21 protein-coding genes and 3 pseudogenes are annotated in these 24,337 nt (G+C 50.4%); 19 read left to right on the top strand and 5 right to left on the bottom strand.

The window, feature by feature from the left end:
- Positions 1–11 precede the first annotated feature (11 nt).
- The 13 genes and pseudogenes from asnC (at position 12) to JZM30_RS00345 (ending at position 11,409) form a co-directional block, all read left to right on the top strand.
- Positions 12–473 carry a transcriptional regulator AsnC gene (asnC, locus tag JZM30_RS00405; RefSeq protein WP_252317194.1) on the top strand — a complete coding sequence of 154 codons (462 nt, stop codon included), beginning with the start codon at positions 12–14 and terminating at the stop codon, positions 471–473.
- A 91-nt stretch (positions 474–564) separates the two neighbouring features.
- Positions 565–928 (top strand): annotated as a pseudogene (locus tag JZM30_RS00400) (flavodoxin domain-containing protein).
- Between the two features lie 406 nt (positions 929–1,334).
- Entirely contained in the window at positions 1,335–3,224 is a 1,890-nt protein-coding gene (mnmG, locus tag JZM30_RS00395; protein ID WP_252317193.1) for a tRNA uridine-5-carboxymethylaminomethyl(34) synthesis enzyme MnmG, read from the top strand.
- Between the two features lie 86 nt (positions 3,225–3,310).
- Positions 3,311–3,928: a 16S rRNA (guanine(527)-N(7))-methyltransferase RsmG gene (gene rsmG / locus JZM30_RS00390; protein WP_252317192.1), complete on the top strand. Its 618-nt coding sequence runs from the start codon at positions 3,311–3,313 to the stop codon at positions 3,926–3,928.
- 612 nt (positions 3,929–4,540) lie between these two features.
- Positions 4,541–4,918: pseudogene (atpI, locus tag JZM30_RS00385) on the top strand (F0F1 ATP synthase subunit I); the annotation flags it as partial.
- A gap of 27 nt (positions 4,919–4,945) precedes the next feature.
- Positions 4,946–5,716 (top strand): F0F1 ATP synthase subunit A, encoded by a 771-nt coding sequence (atpB, locus tag JZM30_RS00380; RefSeq protein ID WP_252317951.1) that lies wholly within the window; start codon positions 4,946–4,948, stop codon positions 5,714–5,716.
- Between the two features lie 50 nt (positions 5,717–5,766).
- Positions 5,767–6,006: a F0F1 ATP synthase subunit C gene (atpE, locus tag JZM30_RS00375; RefSeq protein WP_252317191.1), complete on the top strand. Its 240-nt coding sequence runs from the start codon at positions 5,767–5,769 to the stop codon at positions 6,004–6,006.
- 60 nt (positions 6,007–6,066) lie between these two features.
- The gene (gene atpF, locus JZM30_RS00370; protein WP_252317190.1) at positions 6,067–6,537 is read left to right on the top strand and encodes a F0F1 ATP synthase subunit B; all 471 of its coding nucleotides are present in this window, start codon (positions 6,067–6,069) and stop codon (positions 6,535–6,537) included.
- A gap of 14 nt (positions 6,538–6,551) precedes the next feature.
- Positions 6,552–7,085 carry a F0F1 ATP synthase subunit delta gene (gene atpH / locus JZM30_RS00365; protein ID WP_195313256.1) on the top strand — a complete coding sequence of 178 codons (534 nt, stop codon included), beginning with the start codon at positions 6,552–6,554 and terminating at the stop codon, positions 7,083–7,085.
- 12 nt (positions 7,086–7,097) lie between these two features.
- Positions 7,098–8,639, top strand: coding sequence for a F0F1 ATP synthase subunit alpha (gene atpA / locus JZM30_RS00360; RefSeq protein WP_252317189.1), 1,542 nt, complete (start codon positions 7,098–7,100; stop codon positions 8,637–8,639).
- Between the two features lie 52 nt (positions 8,640–8,691).
- Complete coding sequence (gene atpG / locus JZM30_RS00355) at positions 8,692–9,555, top strand: F0F1 ATP synthase subunit gamma (protein ID WP_252317188.1); 864 nt, start codon at positions 8,692–8,694, stop codon at positions 9,553–9,555.
- A 32-nt stretch (positions 9,556–9,587) separates the two neighbouring features.
- The gene (atpD, locus tag JZM30_RS00350; protein ID WP_252317187.1) at positions 9,588–10,970 is read left to right on the top strand and encodes a F0F1 ATP synthase subunit beta; all 1,383 of its coding nucleotides are present in this window, start codon (positions 9,588–9,590) and stop codon (positions 10,968–10,970) included.
- Positions 10,971–10,989: 19 nt separating this feature from the next.
- Positions 10,990–11,409 carry a F0F1 ATP synthase subunit epsilon gene (locus JZM30_RS00345; protein WP_252317186.1) on the top strand — a complete coding sequence of 140 codons (420 nt, stop codon included), beginning with the start codon at positions 10,990–10,992 and terminating at the stop codon, positions 11,407–11,409.
- A 288-nt stretch (positions 11,410–11,697) separates the two neighbouring features.
- On the opposite strand, the pseudogene JZM30_RS00340 reads toward JZM30_RS00345, so the two are convergent.
- A pseudogene (locus JZM30_RS00340) lies at positions 11,698–13,900 on the bottom strand (right-handed parallel beta-helix repeat-containing protein).
- Between the two features lie 130 nt (positions 13,901–14,030).
- The gene (locus JZM30_RS00335) at positions 14,031–14,228 is read right to left on the bottom strand and encodes a hypothetical protein (RefSeq protein ID WP_252317185.1); all 198 of its coding nucleotides are present in this window, start codon (positions 14,226–14,228) and stop codon (positions 14,031–14,033) included.
- A gap of 11 nt (positions 14,229–14,239) precedes the next feature.
- Here JZM30_RS00335 and glmU point away from each other — a divergent pair, with 11 nt between their 5' ends.
- Together glmU and glmS are read left to right on the top strand one after the other, a co-directional pair.
- The gene (gene glmU / locus JZM30_RS00330; RefSeq protein WP_252317184.1) at positions 14,240–15,613 is read left to right on the top strand and encodes a bifunctional UDP-N-acetylglucosamine diphosphorylase/glucosamine-1-phosphate N-acetyltransferase GlmU; all 1,374 of its coding nucleotides are present in this window, start codon (positions 14,240–14,242) and stop codon (positions 15,611–15,613) included.
- Between the two features lie 179 nt (positions 15,614–15,792).
- The gene (gene glmS / locus JZM30_RS00325) at positions 15,793–17,625 is read left to right on the top strand and encodes a glutamine--fructose-6-phosphate transaminase (isomerizing) (RefSeq protein WP_252317183.1); all 1,833 of its coding nucleotides are present in this window, start codon (positions 15,793–15,795) and stop codon (positions 17,623–17,625) included.
- Positions 17,626–17,651: 26 nt separating this feature from the next.
- Here the strand turns inward: glmS and JZM30_RS24180 are convergent, their stop codons facing one another.
- From JZM30_RS24180 to JZM30_RS00315, 3 genes are all read right to left on the bottom strand, one after another.
- Positions 17,652–17,939, bottom strand: coding sequence for a carbohydrate-binding protein (locus JZM30_RS24180; RefSeq protein WP_368858832.1), 288 nt, complete (start codon positions 17,937–17,939; stop codon positions 17,652–17,654).
- A 68-nt stretch (positions 17,940–18,007) separates the two neighbouring features.
- On the bottom strand, positions 18,008–18,793 hold the full coding sequence (locus JZM30_RS00320) for a S8/S53 family peptidase (RefSeq protein ID WP_252317182.1): 786 nt from the start codon (positions 18,791–18,793) through the stop codon (positions 18,008–18,010).
- A gap of 165 nt (positions 18,794–18,958) precedes the next feature.
- The gene (locus JZM30_RS00315) at positions 18,959–19,348 is read right to left on the bottom strand and encodes a hypothetical protein (protein ID WP_252317181.1); all 390 of its coding nucleotides are present in this window, start codon (positions 19,346–19,348) and stop codon (positions 18,959–18,961) included.
- A 1,146-nt stretch (positions 19,349–20,494) separates the two neighbouring features.
- Here JZM30_RS00315 and pstS point away from each other — a divergent pair.
- From pstS to pstB, 4 genes are all read left to right on the top strand, one after another.
- Positions 20,495–21,538: a phosphate ABC transporter substrate-binding protein PstS gene (gene pstS / locus JZM30_RS00310; protein WP_252317180.1), complete on the top strand. Its 1,044-nt coding sequence runs from the start codon at positions 20,495–20,497 to the stop codon at positions 21,536–21,538.
- A gap of 122 nt (positions 21,539–21,660) precedes the next feature.
- Entirely contained in the window at positions 21,661–22,617 is a 957-nt protein-coding gene (gene pstC, locus JZM30_RS00305; protein WP_252317179.1) for a phosphate ABC transporter permease PstC, read from the top strand.
- Positions 22,617–23,504, top strand: a complete 888-nt coding sequence (gene pstA, locus JZM30_RS00300; RefSeq protein WP_252317178.1) for a phosphate ABC transporter permease PstA — start codon at positions 22,617–22,619, stop codon at positions 23,502–23,504. Before pstC ends, pstA begins: the two co-directional genes overlap by 1 nt.
- A 51-nt stretch (positions 23,505–23,555) precedes the next feature.
- Positions 23,556–24,332, top strand: a complete 777-nt coding sequence (pstB, locus tag JZM30_RS00295; RefSeq protein ID WP_252317177.1) for a phosphate ABC transporter ATP-binding protein PstB — start codon at positions 23,556–23,558, stop codon at positions 24,330–24,332.
- Positions 24,333–24,337: the final 5 nt, after the last annotated feature.

Below are 24,337 nucleotides of genomic sequence, written 5' to 3'. Positions count from 1 at the left end.
AAGGAAAAATTATGACTGAAATTTATCAGATCGATAATCTCGATCGCGGCATCCTAAACGCTTTAATGGAAAATGCCCGTACCCCTTATGCCGAATTGGCCAAGCAGTTTTCGGTCAGTCCCGGCACCATCCACGTTCGCGTCGAAAAAATGAAGCAGGCAGGCATTATTGTCGGCACCCGGGTTGATGTCAGCCCCAAGCAACTAGGCTATGACGTGTGCTGCTTTATCGGCATCATTTTAAAAAGCGCCAAGGATTACCCCTCAGCCCTGGAGAAACTGAATAACCTGGAAGAAGTGGTAGAAGCCTACTACACCACCGGGCATTACAGCATTTTCATCAAAGTAATGTGCCGTTCCATTGACGCACTGCAACACGTACTTATCAACAAGATCCAGACCATCGATGAAATTCAGTCTACGGAAACCCTGATCTCGCTACAGAACCCGATCATGCGGACGATCACCTCGTAAACGTCAACAGGTATATAAATATTATCCACAGGTAGATAACAGCTCGATCACAGCGTACAATATCGCATCTTTTATTCGGACGGGATCGAGCATAGCAGACATTACGCTTATCAGCGGCAGTACGTTAGGCAGTGCGGAGTATGTGGCAGAACATCTGGCCGAGTTACTGGAACAGCAAGGCTTTTCCACTAATGTTCAACATGGCCCGCAACTGGACGACCTCCCGCAGAGCGGAGTATGGCTACTGGTGAGCTCAACTCACGGTGCCGGTGAATTACCGGATAACCTGCAACCGTTGTTTAAGCAGATTAGCGATCGTTACAGTGGATCGTATTCTTGCGGATCGTGGCGCAAAAAGGATCGGCGAGATGTTGCGGATCGACATCACCGAGCACGATATTCCCGAGGATCCAGCAGAAATCTGGTTGGCTCCGTGGGTAGAATTACTCAATTAAGCGGTTTATTTAGCCACTTAATTGTGTATAACTTTATGTATATCCGGGTGAAAACCGGTAGTTATCCCAATAACAACCATTGTTCGTTTTTTGTCATGTGAATAACCAACTGTTTTGATCCCAAGCTATACGGTACAGGATCACCGATCATTCACAGCAAACGATCATCAACAATTTGTTGATCTTCGTCTGGAAAAAGTACTTATCCACAAGCAGTATGGATCCTAATAGTAGATCCAATAAAAAGATCCCTATATAAAAAGATCTTTCTTTAACTACCGACGATCCAACGGGCTTGTCGTTTGCGTAAACTTGAGTAGAATCCCCTTCCCCAAGGCAAGCAACGATCTTAGGCACACATCGTTAACCCGACTATTCTCGTTAACACCACGCGAGGTGCAGTACCATGTTTTATCCAGATCCTTTTGACGTCATCGTGATCGGCGGTGGCCATGCGGGCACAGAAGCCGCAATGGCTGCGGCACGCATGGGGCGTCAAACCCTGTTATTAACACACAATATCGATACGCTGGGACAAATGTCCTGCAATCCGGCTATTGGTGGGATCGGAAAGGGACATCTGGTTAAAGAGATCGACGCCATGGGCGGCCTGATGGCTCGCGCTGTCGATCGGGGCGGTATTCAGTTTAGAATACTAAACAACAGTAAAGGCCCTGCCGTTCGTGCTACCCGTGCACAGGCGGATCGCGTGCTTTATCGTCAGGCAGTACGCACTGCGCTGGAGAACCAGCCAAACCTGACGATCTTCCAGCAGGCGGTTGACGATCTTATTGTCGAGAACGATCGTGTAGTCGGTGCAGTCACCCAAATGGGACTGAAGTTCCGCACCAAAACGGTGGTGCTGACCGTTGGGACATTCCTTGATGGTAAAATTCACATCGGTCTGGATAACTACAGCGGTGGACGTGCTGGCGATCCGCCCTCCATACCGCTATCGCGCAGACTGCGTGAGTTGCCGTTGCGTGTCAGTCGCCTTAAAACCGGTACGCCACCGCGTATCGATGCGCGCACCATTGATTTCAGCGTGCTGGCACAACAGCACGGTGATAATCCAATGCCGGTATTCTCGTTCCTGGGGAACGCCAGTGAGCACCCGGCGCAGATGCCGTGTTACATCACGCACACCAATGAAAAAACCCATGAGGTGATCCGCAATAACCTCGATCGCAGCCCGATGTATGCCGGTGTGATCGAGGGGGTTGGCCCGCGTTATTGTCCGTCGATCGAAGACAAGGTGATGCACTTTGCCGATCGCAATGCGCATCAGATTTTCCTTGAACCTGAAGGGCTGACCAGTAACGAGATTTACCCCAACGGCATTTCAACCAGCCTGCCCTTCGACGTACAGTGGCAAATCGTTCGTTCGATGCAAGGCATGGAAAACGCCAAGATAGTACGCCCCGGCTATGCTATCGAATACGATTTATTCGATCCGCGCGATCTTAAGCCCACGCTGGAAAGCAAATTTATCCACGGGTTGTTCTTTGCCGGACAGATAAACGGCACAACCGGTTACGAAGAGGCTGCTTCTCAGGGCATGTTGGCTGGCTTGAATGCCGCACGTCTGGCGTTCGATCAGGACGGTTGGTTCCCACGTCGCGACCAGGCGTATCTGGGCGTGCTGGTGGACGACCTATATACGCTCGGTACCAAAGAACCCTACCGCATGTTCACCTCGCGTGCCGAATACCGCCTGATGCTGCGCGAAGACAACGCCGATCTGCGTCTCACTGAAATTGGTCGTGAACTCGGAATGGTGGACGATTATCGCTGGGCGCGCTTCAACGAAAAGCTGGAACAGATTGAGCAGGAACGCCAGCGTCTACGTGAAATTCGTGTTCATCCCCACAGTGAACAGCGAGAGGCGGTGAACGCGTTGCTGAAAACGCCGCTGTCGCGCGAAGCGACCGGTGAGGAACTGCTGCGTCGTCCCGAGATGGATTACGCTACCCTGACCTCGTTATCGATGTTCTCGCCCGCGCTCACGGATGTTCAGGCGGCAGAGCAGGTTGAAATTCAGGTGAAGTATGAAGGGTACATTGCGCGTCAGCAGGACGAGATTGAAAAACAGCTGCGCAATGAGAGTACCGTACTGCCAGCGGATCTGGATTATGGTCAGGTGAGCGGGCTTTCCAACGAAGTGAAAGCCAAACTCAACGACCACAAACCAGGGTCCATTGGTCAGGCTTCGCGTATTTCGGGAATTACCCCAGCAGCGATCTCTATTCTGCTGGTTTGGCTGAAAAAACAAGGGATACTGCGCCGCAGCGCCTGATAACCGATACAGAGAGTGCACTACGGTGTGTCATTTTGTGGCTGTTCCTGGCAGCCACGTTTCATCAGATATGGCAGGGTAAGCGAGTGAAACACAAATTAGACGCTCTGTTGCAGCGGGCTGGCATTTTGGTCAGTGAACAACAAAAAAATTCGCTAATCCAGTATGTCGAAATGCTGCACAAGTGGAACAAGGCCTATAATCTCACGTCAGTGCGCGACCCGCAGGAGATGCTGGTACGGCATATCATGGATAGCATCGTGGTTGAGCCGCATTTGCAGGGCGAGCGGTTTATCGATGTGGGTACCGGACCGGGATTGCCGGGTATTCCACTGGCTATTGTACGCCCCTCAGCGTCATTCACTCTGCTGGATAGCCTGGGAAAACGTGTGCGTTTTCTGCGTCAGGTTCAGCATGAACTCAAGCTGGATAATGTCTTTCCAGTGCAGTCGCGGATCGAGGAATTCACTGCTGAGCCGCCTTTCGATGGCGTTATCAGCCGCGCTTTTGCCTCTTTGCTTGATATGCTGGAGTGGTGCAAACACCTGCCTGCACCGGCAACCGGACGCTTTTATGCCCTGAAAGGGGTAGTGCCAGAAGAATTAGCCGCATTGCCTACGTCGATAGCGGTAGAGCGTATTGTGCGTTTAGAGGTGCCTGAACTGGACGGTGAACGGCATTTAGTGATTCTTAAACCAAACTAATTTTGCGTTTTATCAAATAAATTATAACTAATTGTATCAGAGATACCTTTTAAGTCTGAAGGGTATTATCTGCGGAAAAATGGACACCGATCACCATTTTTTTACAAAACCTGGCAACCTTGCACGCTATTTGTTTTTCTTCGAATAGTAACCAGAGAAATTAATTGCCGTTGTTGATTGCAGATGAAAAACCCAGATGTTAAAGAAATAAAAAAATAATGTTAATACGCAGTGCACGGGATGTTTTTAGGGCGTTTTAAAAAGAGTCGTTATTTAACTATTTGAATTTAATTAAGATAAATAGCTATTTTTGCTAAAGACTTAAAAAAATCAGATCTGATATAAAGCCTATATGTCATTTTTATGTGATTGATATCACATATTATCGGGTTATTGAAAGGCTTACGGGCCGCGGCTGCCGCCTCGATTGTTAGTAAAAATAGAGCTTGAATAAGAGATTTAAATTATTGTTCACCTTTTTGCTACTTATCAATTGAATTCGCAGGCGTGAACCGTATAATTTGCTCGTTTTTTGCCGCTTGACTTGATGGAATAAAGGCAGTTTTATACGACGTCAGTCAGCCTTTGGAAAAGGAATGAAGAGCAAAACGCATGTCTGTCTCCCTTTACAGTAGAAAACCGGCCTTTTTGGGGTTGATGCTACAGGCGGCTACGTTCGTTTTGGTCAGCGCCGTTTTTTGCCTGCGGAGTGTTGAGGCGGGTGCTTCCGCTTTAGCCGGAGGACTGGCGGTATGGCTGCCGAACGTGTGCTTTGTGCTGTTCGCCTTGCGTCATCAGGCGGGTAAGCCCATAGAAGGGCGTGTTGCCTGGTCGTTTGCCATTGGCGAGGCGTTGAAAGTATTTATCACCATCGCGTTGCTGGTGGTGGCGTTGGGTCTGTTCAAGGCGGCGTTTGTTCCCCTTGGTCTGACCTACCTGGCGGTGCTGATTATGCAGATAGTGGCGCCAGCCATCGTTAACCGTTACCGTATTAACAACAACAGGGTAAGGAATATCATGTCTGCATCTACTCCCCAAGAGTATATCGGTCATCACCTGAAACATTTACAGGTAGGTTCGGGGTTCTGGTCGATTAACGTCGATTCGATGTTTTTCTCAATCGCACTTGGGATCCTGTTTCTGGTCATTTTCCGCAAGGTTGCAAAGAACGCGACCAGCGGCGTGCCCGGTAAACTGCAAACCTTTGTGGAGATGATCATCGGTTTTGTTGATGGCAACGTGCGTGACATGTTCCATGGCAAAAGCAAACTTATCGCCCCTCTGGCGCTGACCATTTTCGTTTGGGTGTTCCTGATGAACGCCATGGACCTGTTGCCGATCGATCTTCTGCCCTTTATCGGCGAACATTGGATTGGGTTGCCTTACCTGCGCGTAGTACCGACGGCGGATGTCAACATCACACTGTCCATGGCGCTAGGCGTGTTTATTCTGGTGCTGTTCTACAGCATCAAAATGAAAGGCGTTGGCGGTTTTGTGAAAGAACTGACCATGCAACCTTTCAACCATCCGGTCTTTATTCCCATCAACCTGATTCTTGAAGGTGTCAGCCTGCTGTCCAAACCGGTTTCACTCGGCTTGCGACTGTTTGGCAACATATATGCGGGTGAGTTGATCTTCATCCTGATTGCCGGTTTGCTGCCGTGGTGGTCGCAATGGTTGTTGAATGTGCCTTGGGCAATATTCCACATCCTGATCATTACGCTTCAGGCCTTTATTTTCATGGTTCTGACGGTTGTTTATCTATCGATGGCATCTGAAGAGCATTGATTTTTCTTTCAACACAATAACGTTCTAACTAAAACAAACTGGAGACTGTCATGGAAAACCTGAGTGTGTATCTACTGTACATGGCTGCCGCGTTGATGATGGGTCTGGCGGCGATCGGTGCTGCGATCGGTATCGGCATTCTGGGTGGTAAATTCTTGGAAGGCGCGGCTCGCCAGCCTGACCTGATTCCTCTGCTGCGTACACAGTTCTTTATCGTTATGGGTCTGGTTGACGCCATCCCGATGATTGCTGTTGGTCTGGGCCTGTATGTGATGTTTGCGGTCGTCTAACCCGGTATCGCCGGTTAGGTATTTAACATCAATCATTTAACTTAAAAGAGGCATTGTGCTGTGAATATTAATGCAACAATCCTCGGCCAAGCCATTGCGTTCGTCCTGTTTGTCTGGTTTTGCATGAAGTTTGTATGGCCGCCGTTAATGGCTGCCATCGAGAAGCGTCAGGAAGAGATTGCTGACGGTTTGGCTTCTGCGGAACGTGCCAAAAAAGATTTGAACTTAGCGCAGGCCAATGCCACCGATCAGCTGAAAAAAGCCAAAGCGGAAGCTCAGGTGATCGTCGAGCAAGCCAATAAACGCCGTGCTCAGATCCTGGATGAGGCCAAAGCGGAAGCAGAAGCTGAACGTAGCAAAATCGTGGCGCAGGCGCAGGCTGAAATTGAAGCCGAACGTAAACGTGCTCGTGAAGAGCTGCGTAAACAGGTTGCCATGCTGGCGATTGCCGGTGCCGAGAAGATTATTGAACGTTCCGTGGATGAAACTGCTAACAGCGACATCGTTGATAAACTGGTCGCTGAACTGTAAGGAGGGAGGGGCCGATGTCTGAATTTGTCACGGTAGCTCGCCCCTACGCCAAAGCAGCTTTTGACTTTGCGGTTGAACATCAGGCCGTTGAACGCTGGCAGAACATGCTGGCGTTTGCCGCTGAAGTCACACGCAATGAACAGGTTGCCGCTCTGCTGTCTGGTGCTATGGCACCGAATCTGCTGGCGAGCACCTTCATTGACGTGTGTGGCGATCAGCTGGATGAGCCCGGCCAGAACCTGATTAAGGTGATGGCGGAAAATGGGCGTTTACTGGTGCTTCCTGAAGTTCTGGAACAGTTTGCGCAACTCCGCGCCGCGCAGGAGTCGACGGTTGACGTCGAAGTCACCTCCGCGAGCGCACTGAGTGAACCGCAGCTGGACAAGATTACTTCCGCCATGGAAAAACGCCTGTCACGCAAAGTGAAGCTGAATTGCAAAATTGATAAGTCTGTTGTCGCAGGCGTGGTGATCCGCGCGGGCGATATGGTGATAGATGGCAGCATTCGCGGCCGTCTGGAACGCCTCGCAGACGTCTTGCAGTCTTAAGGGGACTGGAGCATGCAACTGAATTCCACCGAAATCAGCGAACTGATCAAGCAGCGCATTGCTCAGTTCAATGTGGTGAGCGAAGCTCACAATGAAGGTACTATTGTTTCCGTCAGTGACGGGATCATTCGCGTACACGGCCTGGCCGATGTGATGCAGGGGGAGATGATCTCCCTGCCCGACAACCGCTACGCTATCGCCCTGAACCTGGAGCGCGACTCTGTTGGTGCGGTGGTGATGGGTCCGTACGCTGACCTCGCCGAAGGCATGAAGGTCAAGTGTACCGGCCGTATTCTGGAAGTGCCGGTTGGCCGTGGTCTGCTGGGCCGCGTGGTGAACACCCTGGGTGCACCTATCGACGGCAAAGGCCCGGTTGAGAACGAAGGGTTCTCTCCGGTAGAAGCGATCGCACCGGGCGTTATCGAGCGTCAATCCGTTGATCAGCCGGTACAGACGGGCTACAAGTCCGTTGACGCCATGATCCCGATTGGTCGTGGTCAGCGTGAATTGATCATCGGCGACCGTCAGACGGGTAAAACCGCACTGGCTATCGACGCCATCATCAACCAGCGCGATTCTGGCATCAAGTGCGTGTACGTTGCCATCGGCCAGAAAGCTTCCACTATCTCCAACGTGGTGCGTAAACTGGAAGAGCACGGCGCATTGGCCAACACCATTGTTGTGGTCGCAACGGCGTCTGAATCTGCCGCACTGCAATATCTGGCTCCGTATGCCGGTTGTGCGATGGGTGAATACTTCCGTGACCGCGGTGAAGATGCACTGATCATTTACGATGACTTGTCCAAACAGGCCGTCGCTTATCGTCAAATTTCCCTGCTGCTCCGTCGTCCGCCAGGTCGTGAAGCTTATCCAGGTGACGTTTTCTACCTCCACTCCCGTTTGCTGGAGCGCGCGGCACGCGTTAACGCCGATTACGTAGAAGCGTTTACCAAAGGTGAAGTTAAAGGGAAAACCGGTTCATTGACGGCGCTGCCGATCATCGAAACTCAGGCGGGTGACGTTTCCGCGTTTGTTCCGACCAACGTAATCTCGATTACCGATGGTCAGATCTTCCTGGAATCGAACCTGTTCAACGCCGGTATCCGTCCTGCGGTTAACCCTGGGATTTCCGTATCCCGCGTGGGTGGTGCAGCGCAGACCAAGATCATGAAGAAACTGTCCGGTGGTATTCGTACCGCACTGGCGCAGTATCGTGAACTGGCAGCGTTCTCCCAGTTCGCTTCGGATCTGGATGATGCAACGCGTAAGCAGCTGAATCATGGTCAGAAAGTAACTGAACTGCTGAAACAGAAACAGTATGCGCCGATGTTGGTTGCGCAGCAGTCTCTGGTGCTGTTCGCCGCTGAACGTGGCTATCTGGCTGATGTTGAACTGGCGAAAGTAGGCAGCTTCGAAGCGGCGCTGTTGGCGTATGCCGACCGCGAACACGGCGATCTTCTGCAACAAATCGACCAGACTGGTGCTTATAACGATGAGATCGAGGGTAAGTTCAAAACTATCCTTGATACCTTCAAGGCAACCCAGTCCTGGTAACGCCAGTAGGCCTGCCTGATGGCAGGCCTACTGGCGTTGAGGAGATGCAAAGATGGCCGGCGCAAAAGAGATACGTAGTAAGATCGCAAGCGTCCAGAACACGCAGAAGATCACTAAAGCGATGGAAATGGTCGCCGCTTCCAAAATGCGTAAATCGCAGGATCGTATGGCGGCCAGCCGTCCTTATGCAGAGACCATACGCACGGTGATTGGTCACCTGGCGTTAGGGAATCTGGAATATAAACATCCGTACCTGGGAGAGCGTGACGTTAAGCGCGTCGGGTATTTGGTGGTGTCCACGGACCGTGGCCTGTGCGGTGGCTTGAATATTAACCTGTTCAAAAAACTGCTGGCAGACATGAAAACCTGGAGCGATAAAGGCGTGCAGAGCGATCTGGCGATGATCGGTTCCAAAGTGGTTTCGTTCTTCGGTTCTGTGGGCGGTAACGTTGTTGCTCAGGTTACTGGCATGGGGGATAACCCTAGCCTGCCCGAACTGATCGGGCCGGTAAAAGTGATGCTGCAAGCCTACGACGAAGGTCGTCTGGACAAGCTGTACATTGTGAGTAACAAGTTCATCAATACCATGTCTCAGGAACCCCAAGTGGTTCAGCTTCTGCCTCTGCCGCCCGCGGACGATGGCGAACTGAAGAATAAATCCTGGGATTACCTATATGAACCCGATCCTAAGTCGCTGCTGGATACCCTGTTGCGCCGCTATGTGGAGTCTCAGGTTTATCAGGGCGTCGTAGAAAACCTGGCCAGTGAACAGGCCGCTCGTATGGTTGCGATGAAAGCCGCAACGGATAACGGCGGTAGCCTGATCAAAGAGTTGCAGTTGGTTTACAACAAGGCTCGTCAGGCCAGCATCACGCAGGAACTCACCGAGATCGTATCGGGAGCCTCCGCGGTTTAAACCAGGTTTACGAATTACGTAGAGGATTCAAGATGGCAACTGGAAAGATCATCCAGGTAATCGGCGCCGTGGTCGACGTCGAGTTCCCGCAAGATGCCGTACCTAACGTGTACGATGCGCTTGAGGTTGAAAACGGTGCTGAAAAACTGGTGCTGGAAACGCAGCAACAGTTGGGCGGCGGCGTTGTTCGTTGTATTGCAATGGGTTCTTCTGACTGTTTGCGTCGCGGGCTGAAAGTGAACAGCCTGGGCCATCCGATCGAAGTACCGGTAGGTAAAGCCGCGCTGGGCCGTATCATGAACGTACTGGGCGAACCGGTCGACATGAAAGGCGAGATCGGCGAAGAAGAGCGTTGGGCGATTCACCGTCAGGCGCCGAGCTACGAAGAGCTCTCCAACTCCCAGGAACTGCTGGAAACGGGTATCAAGGTTATCGACCTGATGTGTCCGTTCGCCAAGGGCGGTAAAGTGGGTCTGTTCGGTGGTGCTGGTGTAGGTAAAACGGTAAACATGATGGAGCTGATCCGTAACATCGCGATCGAGCACTCCGGTTACTCCGTATTTGCCGGTGTAGGGGAACGTACCCGTGAAGGTAACGACTTCTACCACGAAATGACTGACTCCAACGTTATCGACAAAGTATCACTGGTTTACGGCCAGATGAACGAGCCGCCAGGCAACCGTCTGCGCGTAGCACTGACTGGCCTGACCATGGCGGAAAAATTCCGTGATGAAGGCAGTGACGTACTGCTGTTCGTCGATAACATCTACCGTTATACCTTGGCCGGTACGGAAGTATCCGCACTGCTGGGTCGTATGCCTTCTGCGGTAGGTTATCAGCCGACGCTGGCGGAAGAGATGGGCGTGCTGCAAGAACGTATCACCTCTACCAAAACCGGTTCTATCACATCTGTACAGGCCGTATACGTCCCTGCGGATGATTTGACTGACCCGTCGCCAGCCACCACCTTCGCCCACTTGGATGCGACCGCGGTACTGAGCCGTCAAATCGCGTCTCTGGGTATCTACCCGGCCGTTGACCCGCTGGACTCTACCAGTCGTCAATTGGATCCGCTGGTGGTTGGTCAGGAACACTACGACGTAGCGCGTGGCGTGCAGTCCATTCTGCAACGCTATCAGGAACTGAAGGATATCATCGCGATCCTGGGTATGGACGAGCTGTCTGAAGAAGACAAACTGGTCGTTGCCCGTGCGCGTAAAATCCAGCGCTTCCTGTCGCAGCCGTTCTTCGTGGCAGAAGTATTTACCGGTTCTCCGGGTAAATACGTGTCACTGAAAGACACCATCCGCGGCTTTAAAGGCATCATGGACGGTGAATACGACCATCTGCCGGAGCAGACGTTCTACATGGTTGGCTCCATTGACGAAGCAGTGGAAAAAGCCAAGAAACTGTAACGTCTGTTAGGAGGTTGATATGGCTATGACTTACTATCTGGATGTCGTTAGCGCAGAACAGGAAATGTTCTCCGGCCTGGTGCAAAAGATCCAGGTGACGGGGAGTGAGGGCAAACTGGGTATCTACCCTGGCCACGCCCCACTGCTCACTGCCATTAAACCTGGTATGGTGCGTATCGTTAAGCAACACGGTGAAGAAGAGTATATCTATCTGTCCGGCGGCGTCCTTGAGGTGCAACCGAACTCCGTGACCGTGCTGTCCGATACCGCCATCCGTGGGCAGGACCTTGATGAAGCGCGCGCGCTGGAGTCCAAGCGTAAAGCGGAAGATCACATTCGCAATTCGCATGGCGATGTGGATTTCGCACAGGCTTCCGCAGAATTGTCGAAAGCGATTGCGAAGCTGCGTGTTATTGAGCTGACTAAAAAAGCGATGTAACTTGCGCATTCAGTAAAAAAGGCCGATCTAGCGATCGGCCTTTTTTTATAGACAAAAAATGGCGGGATTATTCCCGCCGTTCAAGCTGATGACAAAGTCACTTTGCCCCACGTTACCCTCGGCCCCACTCTCGTCATTCTCGGCGAAAGCCGGGGATCTCTGTGAGAATAAACGCGTTTAGCCTGTGACAGATTGCTGCCTGCATGGGAATGACGATGGGAGTAAGGCCGTTTGTCAGCAACCTAAGCGGCGGGATAACCCGCCGCTTATTCGGGTTTTTTCAGTCAATCATTTCTTTTTGAGGAAATCACCCAGTACCAGGTTACCTTTCTCATCGCGTGCGAACGTTTCCGGTACTTTAACGGAGACAAAGTTCTTCACGGTTATCTCTTTTCCCTGAGCGTTAACAGAGCGACCGTCTTTGATAAAGAAGTTGCTGTTGTCCACGTTACCCACCACGGCGTCGTCGTACTTGCCTTCTTGGGTTTTCAGGGAGATGTTGTTTTTAAACACACCTTGTTTTTCCGGGCCAGAGTAAGGACTTGGACGGAAAATAAAGTTGAAGCGTTGGTTATCCAGCGCCGTGTTGTTTTCTACCACCAGCGCGCCGGGGTTGAAGTTATCAGTAAAACCATCCAGTTGGTTGCCAACAGCGATGCTGTTTTTCACTTTGTGCGCAACCGGCTGACCTTCGCCACCCATTTTGAAGCCGTTGCTGGTGTTGTTCATGGCAATTGAATTCTCGATCACCACAACGCCGTTAGCGCCGTCTTCAATCTTGTTGAACAGGTCAAAACCATCGTCGATGTTGTTGTGAGAGAATGCACCGCGAATCACGTTGCCTTCACCCACGCGCATTTTCACCGCAAAACCGTCGGCGTTGATTTTGCCAGGATCCTGGTTGCTGTGTGATTCTGAGTTCAGAATCAGGTTGTGACTTGCCTACAGCGGACGGCCTACGTCACCGGAAGAAGAAACCTGAATCCCTGTGTCGTCACAATGGTGCGCCAGTACTTGTTCGATGGTGTTGTAGCTGCCTTCGATACGGAACGGCTTCTCAGTGATTTCGACGCCTTTCACATGCCAATGGCTGGTATTCAGTTGCAGGCCGTGAATCACTGCTTTTTTGCCCTGAGCGAACAGTTTTTTCGATGCTTTCTGGCTGCCGCTGGCGCTGACGGGAATGGAAGAAGCACTGTAATCGCCGTCTGCTAGTCATAAGGTTGCTCCTGCTGGCAATACGTTAATAGCGGTTGCGAAATATAACGGGGCAGCTTTGCTGCCATCGTTGCTTGCCTGACCTTGCGCAGAAACATAGACATTTTTGGCATCGGCCAGTTTGACTTTCTCTACGCTGAACGTTGCTTCTTTTTCTGCTTTATCATCGCCTTCTGTCGGCAGATAAACGATTTTGAAGTCACTGCCTGCGCTCAGCTTGGCAGGAACGCTTAGCGTCTCACCGGCTTTAACGGTATGTGCTGCGCCAAGCGCTTTATCGCCCTGAGTGATGGTAACGGTACCGGCATAGTTGGCACGCAGTTGCACGTCATAGTTATCGCTCGCGCTCTTGGTCGAGGACATCACCTGCAATACTGGGGCAAATGCGGCAAATTTGAATTCCGGCGACGCTTTTGTTTGTGCCGGAGACGTCGTCAACTGCGCATCACTGACAGTGATTTTGGCGTTACGTGATGCGAAGAAGCCCACATAGTAATGATCTTTATCCAGTTTGGTGACGAGGTCCGCCCCTTTCACGTCTTTGCTTACCCAGTTGTCGCTGTCTTTGGGCGCATAGGATGTCACAAAACCGTCGTTGGTACGTTCCACCTTCATACGGAAAGAAGGAGTCTGTTCCAGGTTAATTTTTTCCTGAATATTGGTCTTGGTGATCTTGGCACCCGCGTTACCACACGGTTGCAGCACACCGTTACGCACAATGGCTTGCAACCGGACTTCCGTATGGGATTTCTTATCCTGTGTCATGAGAGATGGCATTCATCACCATGTTGGAAGCAGCAGGGAACCCCCCATAGCCTTCCTTCAACGGATTTTGACGCGGTGCTCCAATAATGTCGCGCACCAGAATCCCAGCCCCTTCCTGTGCGGCCGGTTTAGCGCCATTTTCGGGGCCAAACTGATCGACGGTCACGGTTGCTTGCAAGGTAAAGTTCACATTGGCAGGTAGCGTAGTGTAGAAGAAGGTTAGCCCATCGTGCGTGTTGGCGATTTTACCGCCGCGGCTCTCTATGGTGATCGGCGCTGAGAGGTCGGCCTTATCGTCAACCGTCAGTTTTTTGCCGTTGATGGTGACATCGTTAACGCCAATTTTTTCCGGCAGAACGTTGGAGGAGAAGTTAACGTCGGTCGATTGGCCGAAGGCTATGCTGTGCCATACCGGAGCGGGTTGTTCAGTTGCGTGTGCAGTTATGCTAAGGAACAGAAAGGACGGCGCCAGGGCTACCGTGGCAAGCCGTAAAGCACTTAGTTTCATTGTATCCCCTTGGGTATTGTTTATTGAGTTGTGGGGCTATGATGACACAAATGAAACGCTGTTTCTTTTGTGTTTGTCATAAATGGAAATATATAAAACAAAAGTCTGTTTTTCCTGAAACCTGAATTCACTATCCGCCGTCGCGTTTTAGCCATTTTTTCGGAAAAGATGAATTAAAAAAACCACCAGTAAGGTTTAGACTTGGGTACACTTTTTTCTTGCCTCGCGCGGCATTGTGGTATTTTTCGTTGAAAAATATGTAGTAATCCGCAGCGATAACGGGTTTACTTTCATCCAATTGAATCCGTGGGTTATCAATTCGTTTCATCAGGGTGGTGCATGTCTAACAGTGTCATGAGCGTGGTTATCCTTGCCGCTGGCAAAGGAACACGTATGTATTCCGATCTACCAAAAGTACTTCATCCGCTCGCTGGCAAGCCGATGGTTCAGCATTTGATTGATGCGGCTATGGAAACGGGTGCCAAACAGGTGCATTTGGTCTACGGACACGATGGCGATTTACTGAAAGACAGGTTAACCAACCCGGATTTGAATTGGGTTCTGCAAGCGGAACAACTCGGCACCGGGCACGCCATGCAGCAGGCGGCGCCGTTTTTTGCTGATGATGAAGATATTCTGATGCTGTACGGTGATGTTCCTTTGATATCACCCGCCACGCTGGCGCGCTTGCTGGTGGATAAGCCACAGGGCGGCATTGCGCTTCTGATAGTGAAACTGGACGACCCCACCGGTTATGGCCGCATTGTGCGCGATGATAACGGGTCTGTGGTCGGGATTGTCGAGCACAAGGACGCGACGGAACAGCAGCGTCAGATTAACGAAATCAACACTGGCATTCTGGCAGCAAACGGTCAGGATCTGAAACGCTGGCTGAGCCAGTTAAACAATAACAACGCGCAAGGCGAGTATTACATCACTGACATTATCGCTATGGCTGCTTCAGAAGGCCGCCGTGTTGAAGCTGTACATCCTGATAATCTGAGCGAAGTGGAAGGGGTTAATAACCGCCTGCAACTGGCGACGCTGGAACGTGTCTATCAGCGGGAACAGGCCAATAAGTTGCTGCTGGCGGGCGTCATGTTATTCGATCCCTCTCGTTTTGATCTGCGTGGGACATTAACCCACGGACGTGATGTGAGTATTGATGCTAATGTGATCATTGAAGGCCAGGTCTCATTAGGGAATCGGGTTGAGATTGGTGCGGGCTGTATCATCAAAGACAGCGTGATCGGTGATGACTGTGTCCTAAGCCCGTACACCGTGTTAGAAAATGCGGTTTTGGACGCTGAGTGTACGGTAGGGCCCTTTGCGCGCCTGCGACCGGGGGCCGAGCTGGCACAGGGTGCACACGTTGGCAATTTTGTTGAGTTGAAAAAGGCGCGTTTGGGCAAAGGTTCCAAAGCAGGCCATTTGACCTATCTTGGCGATGCGGAAATTGGTGATGATGTGAATATTGGTGCAGGCACCATCACCTGTAATTATGACGGTGCCAACAAGCACAAAACTGTGATTGGCGATCGGGTGTTTGTCGGCTCTGACAGTCAACTGGTGGCCCCTGTGACCGTAGCCAGTGGCGTGACCATCGGTGCTGGTACCACGGTAACGCGCGATGTGGAAGATAATGCGCTGGTGATAAGCCGGGTAAAACAGCGTCATATTTCAGGTTGGGCGCGGCCCGTTAAGAAAAAATAAGTGATGTCGCCTCCCATTTCGTGGAGGCGGTTTTGCACAGTGTTTTAGGCTAAAGCACTACGCAAAACATAATAATCCCCAACTCTCTACAAGGCTCGGGGACGCCGGAAAAACCGGCACGATCAGGTCTAAGATGTCGAAAGTGACACAATATGTCACGCGTATAGGAATACACATCCATGTGTGGAATTGTAGGCGCAGTTGCGCAACGCGATATTTCTGAAATTCTGTTAGAAGGGCTTCGCCGCCTTGAGTACCGTGGTTATGACTCTGCGGGGTTGGCGGTGGTTGACGCAGAGGGGCACGTTGCCCGCGTACGTCGCTTGGGTAAGGTGCAGATGCTGGCGCAAGCGGTGGAAGAGCATCCGCTGGCGGGAGGTACGGGCATTTCTCATACCCGTTGGGCAACGCACGGGGAGCCGTCAGAAGAGAATGCGCACCCGCACGTCTCTGGCCCTATTATCATCGTTCACAACGGCATTATCGAAAACCATGAACCGCTGCGTGAAACGCTGATCGGGCGTGGCTATCGCTTTGTTTCCGAAACCGATACCGAAGTGGTTGCGCACCTGGTGCGCTGGGAACAGCAACAAACCGGCGGCGCGCTGGTTGACGTGGTAAAACGCGTTATCCCTCAACTGCGTGGCGCTTACGGCATGGTAGTGATGGACAGTCGCGATCCGAGCCTGCTGGTGGCTGCCCGTTCTGGGAGCCCGCTGGTGATTGGCCGTGGTGTCGGTGAAAACTTCCTTGCGTCTGACCAACTGGCTCTGTTGCCAGTGACCCACCGCTTTATGTTCCTGGAAGAAGGCGACGTGGCTGAAGTGACGCGCCGCACTGTGCGCATTTTCAACCGCTCGGGCGAACTGGTTGAACGCGAAGAGATTGAATCCAAAGTCAATTATGACGCGGGTGATAAAGGTGCTTACCGCCACTACATGCAGAAAGAGATTTACGAACAGCCGTTGGCGATCAAAAACACCCTGGAAGGGCGTTTTAGCCACTGTGAAGTGAATCTGTCTGAACTGGGTCCAAAAGCGGATGAACTGCTGGCTAAAGTGCAGCATATTCAGATTATTGCCTGCGGTACGTCCTACAACTCAGGCATGGTATCGCGTTATTGGTTTGAAGCACTGGCGGGTGTGTCCTGTGATGTGGAAATCGCCTCTGAATTCCGCTATCGCAAACCGGCGGTGCGCGCCAATAGCCTGATGATCACCCTCTCTCAGTCCGGTGAAACGGCGGATACGCTGGCAGCACTGCGCTTGTCCAAAGAGCTGGGGTATCTGGGATCGCTGGCTATTTGTAACGTGGCAGGATCATCGCTGGTTCGTGAATCCGATTTGGCGCTGATGACCAAAGCCGGTACGGAAATTGGCGTGGCGTCCACCAAGGCGTTTACCACCCAGTTAACGGTGTTGCTGATGCTGGTGGCGCGTATTGGCCGTCTGCGCGGTATGGATGCCCAGATTGAGCACGATATTGTCCACGGTCTGCAAGCGCTGCCTGCGCGTATTGAGCAGATGCTGTCACAGGACAAGCTGATTGAGTCTCTGGCAGAAGGTTTCTCTGATAAGCACCATGCGTTGTTTCTGGGACGCGGCGATCAGTACCCTATCGCAATGGAAGGAGCGCTGAAGCTTAAAGAGATCTCTTACATCCATGCAGAAGCGTATGCGGCGGGTGAGTTGAAGCACGGCCCGCTGGCGTTGATTGATGCGGATATGCCTGTTGTGGTGGTTGCGCCCAACAATGAGCTGTTAGAAAAATTGAAATCCAACATCGAAGAAGTGCGCGCACGCGGCGGTGAGCTCTATGTGTTTGCCGACGAAGAAGCGGGCTTTACCAGCAGCGAAAACATGCGCATCATTCCGCTGCCGCATGTGGAAGACGTGATTGCCCCAATCTTCTACACCGTGCCGTTGCAGTTGCTCTCCTACCACGTGGCCCTGATCAAAGGTACTTACGTTGACCAACCACGTAACCTGGCGAAATCGGTGACGGTAGAGTAACTGCTACTCTGATTGGTTTGTACTAATCAGAAACATGCTGCTAAATTCTTCTCCAGCGGCGGTCTCCAAGTTATCGCGTGTGCTATATGCTGTTGAATGCATATGTAATTAAGCCCGTCATAGGACACCAGATCCCCTACTAAATACTGTAAACCCACTTGCCATGGACGGAACGGCGGAAGTGGGGGCGGAAGTGGTGCTGCTCCGCTTAATAAATTATCAACCTCTGTGAGCGCTGCAGCCACATTGGGTCTAACGCCGATCCCCTGCCCTTCTGCTTGTCGTGAACCACTGCGCTCTATCACTTGTAGCATATCTCGAGCATCAAATATTACGCGATAAGTCGCTCTGGCGTAGGACTGTATTACTGCCATTGCTCCAGTCAATAGTGCTGTTGCGGCACCGGTTCCAGAAAGTCCTGTCGTGTAGGCGCATAAGGGAACGGGGGATTTTGTAAACTACCGAAACCCGTTGTCGTTACGCTATCACCCCAAGAGTTAGCACTAAGATACAAATTGAAGTTGGTGCTAGAGTTCCTCAATTCATTTAGTGAGATGCAGGCACCAGCCATGATCCCACCACTGTCACCTAAGTTATTAAATAAGCTATATTGTCGAAGGTTTAGTCCACCATCTCCTGCCGCAAAGATGACTATAGCACCACTTCTTGCTAGTAAATTGATTCGGGACCAAAATGCTGCATCGTGCACCATTGGAACACGAGATACATTTCCCAAGACAATCTCATTACTTATTGCGATAACATCTCCAGGGTGAAAATCAGCGAGGATTAAATCTATATTTGATATATCAGTATCATAAAAATTACCTATGCAATCGTAAGCTATACCAGTGACACCAAAGTTATTAAAATTAGCGCGGATAGCCCCCATCAGAGCGGTACCAGCTTCACGATTTGTTGGGCGGTTAGTAAATACTCTTATGCCACCGACCAAATCTTCATGTAAATTATTCACACCAAAGCTAGAAAGATAAACCCCAATATTCCGTCCAGCGGCGCCTCTCGACCAGGCATTCCGCACATTCATTCCTTGCCCACCATCGAGATACGTCTGTAGAATGGTAAAGTTTGGCGTATCAGAAAAAGGTTGCGGTTGGTCACCATTATGTTGAGGATGTGTTGAATTATCCACCACTTCTGCATTCAACGTCGGGGCAGATGCAGCGCAACCCGGTTCTTCATAATTAACCAGTGGAGGCGGAAATACAAGTTTGCTTAACAATTAACAATATTCTACATAGTCGAGTGTTTCAATTTCCTGAGCCAGTGCAAGAAATTGTAATTCAGGGATATTGGAATCAACTTTATAGATTTAGGCACACTGTGTTAATATGGGTGAGATTTTGGAAATTTTCTTTACTGTTTTTTGTGTAAATCTTGGTTCAAAAGTAAGTTGGCTTTTCAAACTATAATAAATTGGGGCGCGTTTTTTCTTTTCATTTTTTAGTTTATCAAGACCACCCTCATAAAATTTTACTTCGAGATAATTCTCTTCTCCTTTAACTAGTGCTAAATGACCTTTTAAACTTTTAACGTGCTGTGGTGGTGGCGGTGGAAGAAGTGGGACGGGTTCTACAACTATATCACCCGTATGTAATTCCTGAACAACGCTATCTGCTGTATATATTTTGGCAGACACAGTGAAAGTAGCTGGTTGTGGGATATTAAAACTCACTATTTCACTACCATACCCTTTTTTCATTAATTACCAGGCCTTGTCGATACAATGAATATACTATTTCCTTATTATCCACATGTCCTTCGCAGAACGCATATATGTTCCCGCTAGTTCTGTAGTCACGATAGTAGTTAAGCGTAATAGCCATGTTCTACCCTCATAGGTTTATACAGACGGCTTTAATTAAAAGAATGAACCCAAAAAACAAACATCAAGATGTAATGTTTTTCACCGGTTTGCTTGGCGAGGTCCACTCTGTAAATTTAATACAGCTTCATGTTAATTCAACCCAATCAAAGGATAGGTTGATTACTATTACTTTTTTATTAATTCCTTATATCATTTTTCTGGGCTGATTTAATTAATGATTGCTCTGATTTTATAGAGGTATTTTTAAATAGAACTTTGTTTTTATAACTAATGATATGCATGCTATATTTTTTAAGATTTAACGTACACTTATGTATAAATTTAATACCATGTTATTTATTTTAAATTTGTTGTTTTTTATTTTAATAAAGTGGCTATTGTTAAATAAAACCATTATTTATGGGGTAAAACTATGTAATGTATATTTATATTTTACTGTAGGCTCTTTGGTTTAGTGTCGTTTCGTTATTTTCTCACCTGGACTTCAATAAGAAAGACCAGAATACTGTCTGAATTGAGCTGATAATTCTTGCTATCTTCGCTACGCTCCAAAGCCACCAATACCTGCAATGCTACCACTAATTATAAAAACTATATTACTCAATAAATTATATGGTGTGTTCTTCTCGTATTGTGTCAGCAGTGAAGAGCAGGGCTACCAGAAAAAATCATGAGATGTGCGCTACCGAGATGAAAATACTGTAACCGACTTAAACCGCCAGGATTTGTCTAGGAGGGCTCCTGTTACTGTCTGCTGTCGCCCTCCCCATTATTTCCTGATACTTTTCAGGTAGATTTATTGGCCTGGTTGCGCGCTATGGCCTGAATCAACGCCGCGCGTGTTCAGGTAAAATGCCGCGTTTAATGCAATTGATCGTGAACAAATTTTGTATGTCATAAAACTGCCACATTCAATGCATTTTACTGTCATGTAATTGTCCTATTTTTCCTCCTGCGAACTACACTCTGATCAATAAAGAATCTGGGTCGACACCTTTAAAAAATCCCACAGGAGGGATTATGAAACTGATGCGTACCACGATTGCCGGTCTCGTTATGGCAACCTTCTCCCTGACGGCGGTCAACGCCTCAGCTGCCGTTAACCTTACCGGTGCAGGCGCTACGCTCCCAGCGCCGGTCTACGCCAAGTGGGCAGATTCTTACCAGAAAGAAACGGGCAATAAAGTTAACTATCAAGGTATTGGTTCTTCTGGCGGCGTTAAGCAGATTCAAGCAAAAACCGTTGATTTCGGTGCATCTGATGCACCACTGGCTGATGAGAAGCTGGCTGAAGATGGCCTGTTCCAGTTCCCTACCGTAATCGGTGGTGTGGTATTGGCGGTAAACGTCCCTGGCATTAAATCTGGCGAACTGACGCTGGATGGTAAAACGCTGGGTGATATCTACCTGGGTAAAATCAAAAAATGGAATGATGCGGCCATCACTAAACTGAACCCGGGCGTTAAACTGCCGGATCAGGATATAGCCGTTGTTCGTCGCGCTGACGGTTCCGGTACCTCTTTCGTGTTCACCAGTTATCTGGCGAAAGTGAACGCTGAATGGAAAGAGAAAATTGGTGCTGGTTCTACGGTTAACTGGCCGACCGGTCTGGGCGGTAAAGGTAACGACGGTATTGCCGCGTTCGTTCAGCGTCTGCCGGGCTCTATCGGTTATGTTGAATACGCTTATGCCAAGCAGAATAACCTGGCTTACACCAAGCTGATTTCTGCCTACGGTAAAGCCGTTCAACCGACCGGCCAATCATTCAGCAACGCGGCCAAAGGCATCGACTGGAGCAAATCTTTTGCCCAGGACCTGACCAACCAGCACGGTGCTGACGCATGGCCAATCACCTCTACCACCTTCATTCTGGTTCACCAGAAACAAGAAAAACCAGAGCAGGGCGCTGAAGTGCTGAAGTTCTTTGACTGGGCGTTCAAGAAAGGCGGTGAGCAAGCGGTAGCGCTGGATTACGCTACGCTGTCAACCGAAGTGGTTGAGCAGATTCGTGCCGCATGGAAAACCAGTGTAAAAGACAGCAGCGGTAACGCGCTGTTTAAATAAGCATTGAAACGCTATGCAAGCCCTTGTGCGGTTAACAAGGCACTGACATAAGTTATGGCGGATGGGCGGGAAGCCCGTCCGCCTTTGCCTGTAAAATGATTAACACTGAAGAAGAGAGCCCTATGGCTGAGTATAAGCCAACCATGAAAGCCCCCGGAAAGCTGGGCGACGTCATCTTTAGCGCACTGGTGAGATTCTCCGTGTTGCTGACGCTGCTGCTGGGCGGCATCATCGTATCGCTGATCGTGGCATCCTGGCCGAGCATTGAAAAGTTTGGCTTTGCGTTTCTGTGGACTAAAGAGTGGGACGCGCCTGCCGGGCAGTTTGGTGCGCTGGTGCCGATTTACGGTACCGTCGTGACCTCGCTGATTGCCCTGATCATTGCTATTCCTATCAGCTTCGGTATCGCCCTGTTCCTGACGGAGTTAGCACCGAACTGGCTGAAACGCCCGCTGGGCGTTGCCATCGAATTATTGGCCGCCATTCCGAGTATCGTTTACGGCATGTGGGGTCTGTTTATTTTCGCACCGTTGTTTGCCAAATACTTCCAGCAACCGGTCGGGAGTATCCTGTCCGGCATTCCTATTTTGGGCACACTGTTCTCTGGTCCTGCGTTTGGTATCGGTATTCTGGCCGCCGGTGTGATTCTGGCCATCATGATCATTCCTTATATCGCTGCCGTAATGCGCGACGTGTTTGAGCAAACACCGGTAATGATGAAAGAGTCAGCCTACGGTATTGGTTGCACCACCTGGGAAGTGATTTGGCGCATCGTATTGCCATGCACCAAAAACGGAGTGATTGGCGGCGTCATGCTGGGGCTGGGGCGTGCACTGGGTGAAACCATGGCGGTGACCTTTATTATCGGTAACACCTACCAGTTGGACAGCCTGTCTCTGTTTATGCCCGGCAACAGTATCACTTCCGCGCTGGCGAACGAGTTTGCCGAAGCGGAATCTGGCCTGCATACGGCGGCATTGATGCAGCTTGGTCTTATCCTGTTTGTGATTACCTTTATCGTGCTGGCGCTGTCTAAGTTGATGATTATGCGTTTGGCAAAAAATGAGGGGGCACGCTAATGGCGGCGTTAGGAATGGAACAAGAAGCCACACTGGCGCGTACCCGGCAGAAAACGCAGGCCTGGCGTCGCCAGAAGAATCGCATTGCGCTATGCCTCTCCATGACAACCATGGCATTTGGCCTGTTCTGGCTGGTGTGGATCCTGTTCTCTACCGTAGTGAGAGGGATCGACGGCATGTCGCTGGCGCTGTTTACCGAAATGACGCCGCCGCCCAATACCGCAGGTGGTGGGCTTGCCAACGCCATTGTCGGCAGTGGATTGCTGATTTTCTGGGCCACGGTCTTTGGTACACCGCTCGGCATTATGGCGGGTATCTACCTGGCGGAATATGGTCGCAAATCCATTGTTGCCGAAGTGATTCGCTTTATTAACGATATCTTATTGTCGGCACCTTCGATTGTGGTTGGCTTGTTTGTCTACTCGATTGTCGTGACAAAGATGCAGCACTTCTCGGGGTGGGCGGGGGTGATTGCGCTGGCGCTATTGCAGGTGCCTATCGTGATTCGTACCACAGAGAACATGCTGAAACTGGTTCCCGATAGCCTGCGTGAAGCGGCTTATGCGCTGGGAACGCCGAAGTGGAAAATGATTTCGGCCATCACATTGAAAGCCTCTGTCTCCGGCATTATCACAGGCGTACTGCTGGCAATCGCCCGCATCGCCGGGGAAACCGCACCGTTGCTGTTTACGTCGCTGTCCAACCAGTTCTGGAACACCGACATGATGCACCCGATTGCCAACCTGCCCGTCACCATCTTTAAGTTTGCCATGAGCCCGTTTGTCGAGTGGCAACAGCTGGCCTGGGCGGGGGGGCTACTGATTACGCTGTGCGTGCTGCCGCTGAACATTGTCGCGCGTATTTTGTTCGCGAAAAAGAAACATTAATGGATTCAACGGTGTGTCGGACGACACACCAGTTAAAAGAGAGGGGTCTTAATGAGTATGGCTACCGAGACATCCAACTACAAAATCCAGGTGCGCAATTTGAATTTCTATTATGGAAAATCCCATGCGCTGAAAGACATTACGCTGGATATTGCCACCAATCAGGTGACCGCATTTATCGGCCCGTCTGGCTGCGGCAAATCCACACTGTTGCGCACGCTGAATAAAATGTATCAACTGTATCCGGAACAGCGCGCGGAAGGGGATATTTTGCTGGATGGTAACAACATTCTTACTGACAAGCAGGATGTGGCGTTGCTGCGTGCCAAGGTGGGCATGGTGTTCCAGAAGCCAACCCCGTTCCCGATGTCGATTTATGACAATATTGCCTTCGGTGTGCGTTTGTTCGAAAAACTTTCCCGCGCCGATATGGATGAGCGCGTGCAGTGGTCATTGACCAAAGCCGCATTGTGGCAGGAAACTAAAGATAAGCTGCACCAGAGCGGATACAGTCTCTCGGGTGGTCAGCAGCAGCGTTTGTGCATTGCGCGCGGTATCGCTATCCGTCCTGATGTGTTGCTGCTTGATGAACCTTGTTCGGCGCTGGACCCTATCTCTACGGGCCGTATCGAAGAACTGATTTCCGAATTGAAGAAAGATTATACCGTGGTGATCGTCACCCACAACATGCAACAGGCGGCACGCTGTTCGGATCATACGGCATTTATGTACTTGGGCGAACTGATCGAATTTAGCGATACAGATACCCTGTTTACCGCGCCCAAACAGAAACAGACCGAAGACTACATTACCGGTCGCTATGGTTGATTACA

It is taken from the genome of Candidatus Symbiopectobacterium endolongispinus, from assembly GCF_018777385.1.
GTDB classification, from domain to species: domain Bacteria; phylum Pseudomonadota; class Gammaproteobacteria; order Enterobacterales; family Enterobacteriaceae; genus Symbiopectobacterium; species Symbiopectobacterium endolongispinus.
The sequence above is the reverse complement of the archived record's forward strand: the minus strand, read 5'-3'. Positions and strand labels throughout refer to the sequence as shown.

Bases quoted from the DNA above. Each gene is read 5' to 3' on its own strand.
- JZM30_RS00315 (WP_252317181.1), bottom strand. From the start codon at position 19,348: ATGAAAAAAGGGTATGGTAGTGAAATAGTGAGTTTTAATATCCCACAA.
- pstS (WP_252317180.1), top strand. From the start codon at position 20,495: ATGAAACTGATGCGTACCACGATTGCCGGTCTCGTTATGGCAACCTTC.
- JZM30_RS00335 (WP_252317185.1), bottom strand. From the start codon at position 14,228: ATGAAACGAATTGATAACCCACGGATTCAATTGGATGAAAGTAAACCC.
- glmS (WP_252317183.1), top strand. From the start codon at position 15,793: ATGTGTGGAATTGTAGGCGCAGTTGCGCAACGCGATATTTCTGAAATT.
- pstC (WP_252317179.1), top strand. From the start codon at position 21,661: ATGGCTGAGTATAAGCCAACCATGAAAGCCCCCGGAAAGCTGGGCGAC.
- atpD (WP_252317187.1), top strand. From the start codon at position 9,588: ATGGCAACTGGAAAGATCATCCAGGTAATCGGCGCCGTGGTCGACGTC.
- JZM30_RS00345 (WP_252317186.1), top strand. From the start codon at position 10,990: ATGGCTATGACTTACTATCTGGATGTCGTTAGCGCAGAACAGGAAATG.
- atpE (WP_252317191.1), top strand. From the start codon at position 5,767: ATGGAAAACCTGAGTGTGTATCTACTGTACATGGCTGCCGCGTTGATG.
- pstB (WP_252317177.1), top strand. From the start codon at position 23,556: ATGAGTATGGCTACCGAGACATCCAACTACAAAATCCAGGTGCGCAAT.
- asnC (WP_252317194.1), top strand. From the start codon at position 12: ATGACTGAAATTTATCAGATCGATAATCTCGATCGCGGCATCCTAAAC.
- mnmG (WP_252317193.1), top strand. From the start codon at position 1,335: ATGTTTTATCCAGATCCTTTTGACGTCATCGTGATCGGCGGTGGCCAT.
- atpA (WP_252317189.1), top strand. From the start codon at position 7,098: ATGCAACTGAATTCCACCGAAATCAGCGAACTGATCAAGCAGCGCATT.
- pstA (WP_252317178.1), top strand. From the start codon at position 22,617: ATGGCGGCGTTAGGAATGGAACAAGAAGCCACACTGGCGCGTACCCGG.
- atpH (WP_195313256.1), top strand. From the start codon at position 6,552: ATGTCTGAATTTGTCACGGTAGCTCGCCCCTACGCCAAAGCAGCTTTT.
- atpG (WP_252317188.1), top strand. From the start codon at position 8,692: ATGGCCGGCGCAAAAGAGATACGTAGTAAGATCGCAAGCGTCCAGAAC.
- atpB (WP_252317951.1), top strand. From the start codon at position 4,946: ATGTCTGCATCTACTCCCCAAGAGTATATCGGTCATCACCTGAAACAT.
- glmU (WP_252317184.1), top strand. From the start codon at position 14,240: ATGTCTAACAGTGTCATGAGCGTGGTTATCCTTGCCGCTGGCAAAGGA.
- JZM30_RS24180 (WP_368858832.1), bottom strand. From the start codon at position 17,939: ATGCTACAAGTGATAGAGCGCAGTGGTTCACGACAAGCAGAAGGGCAG.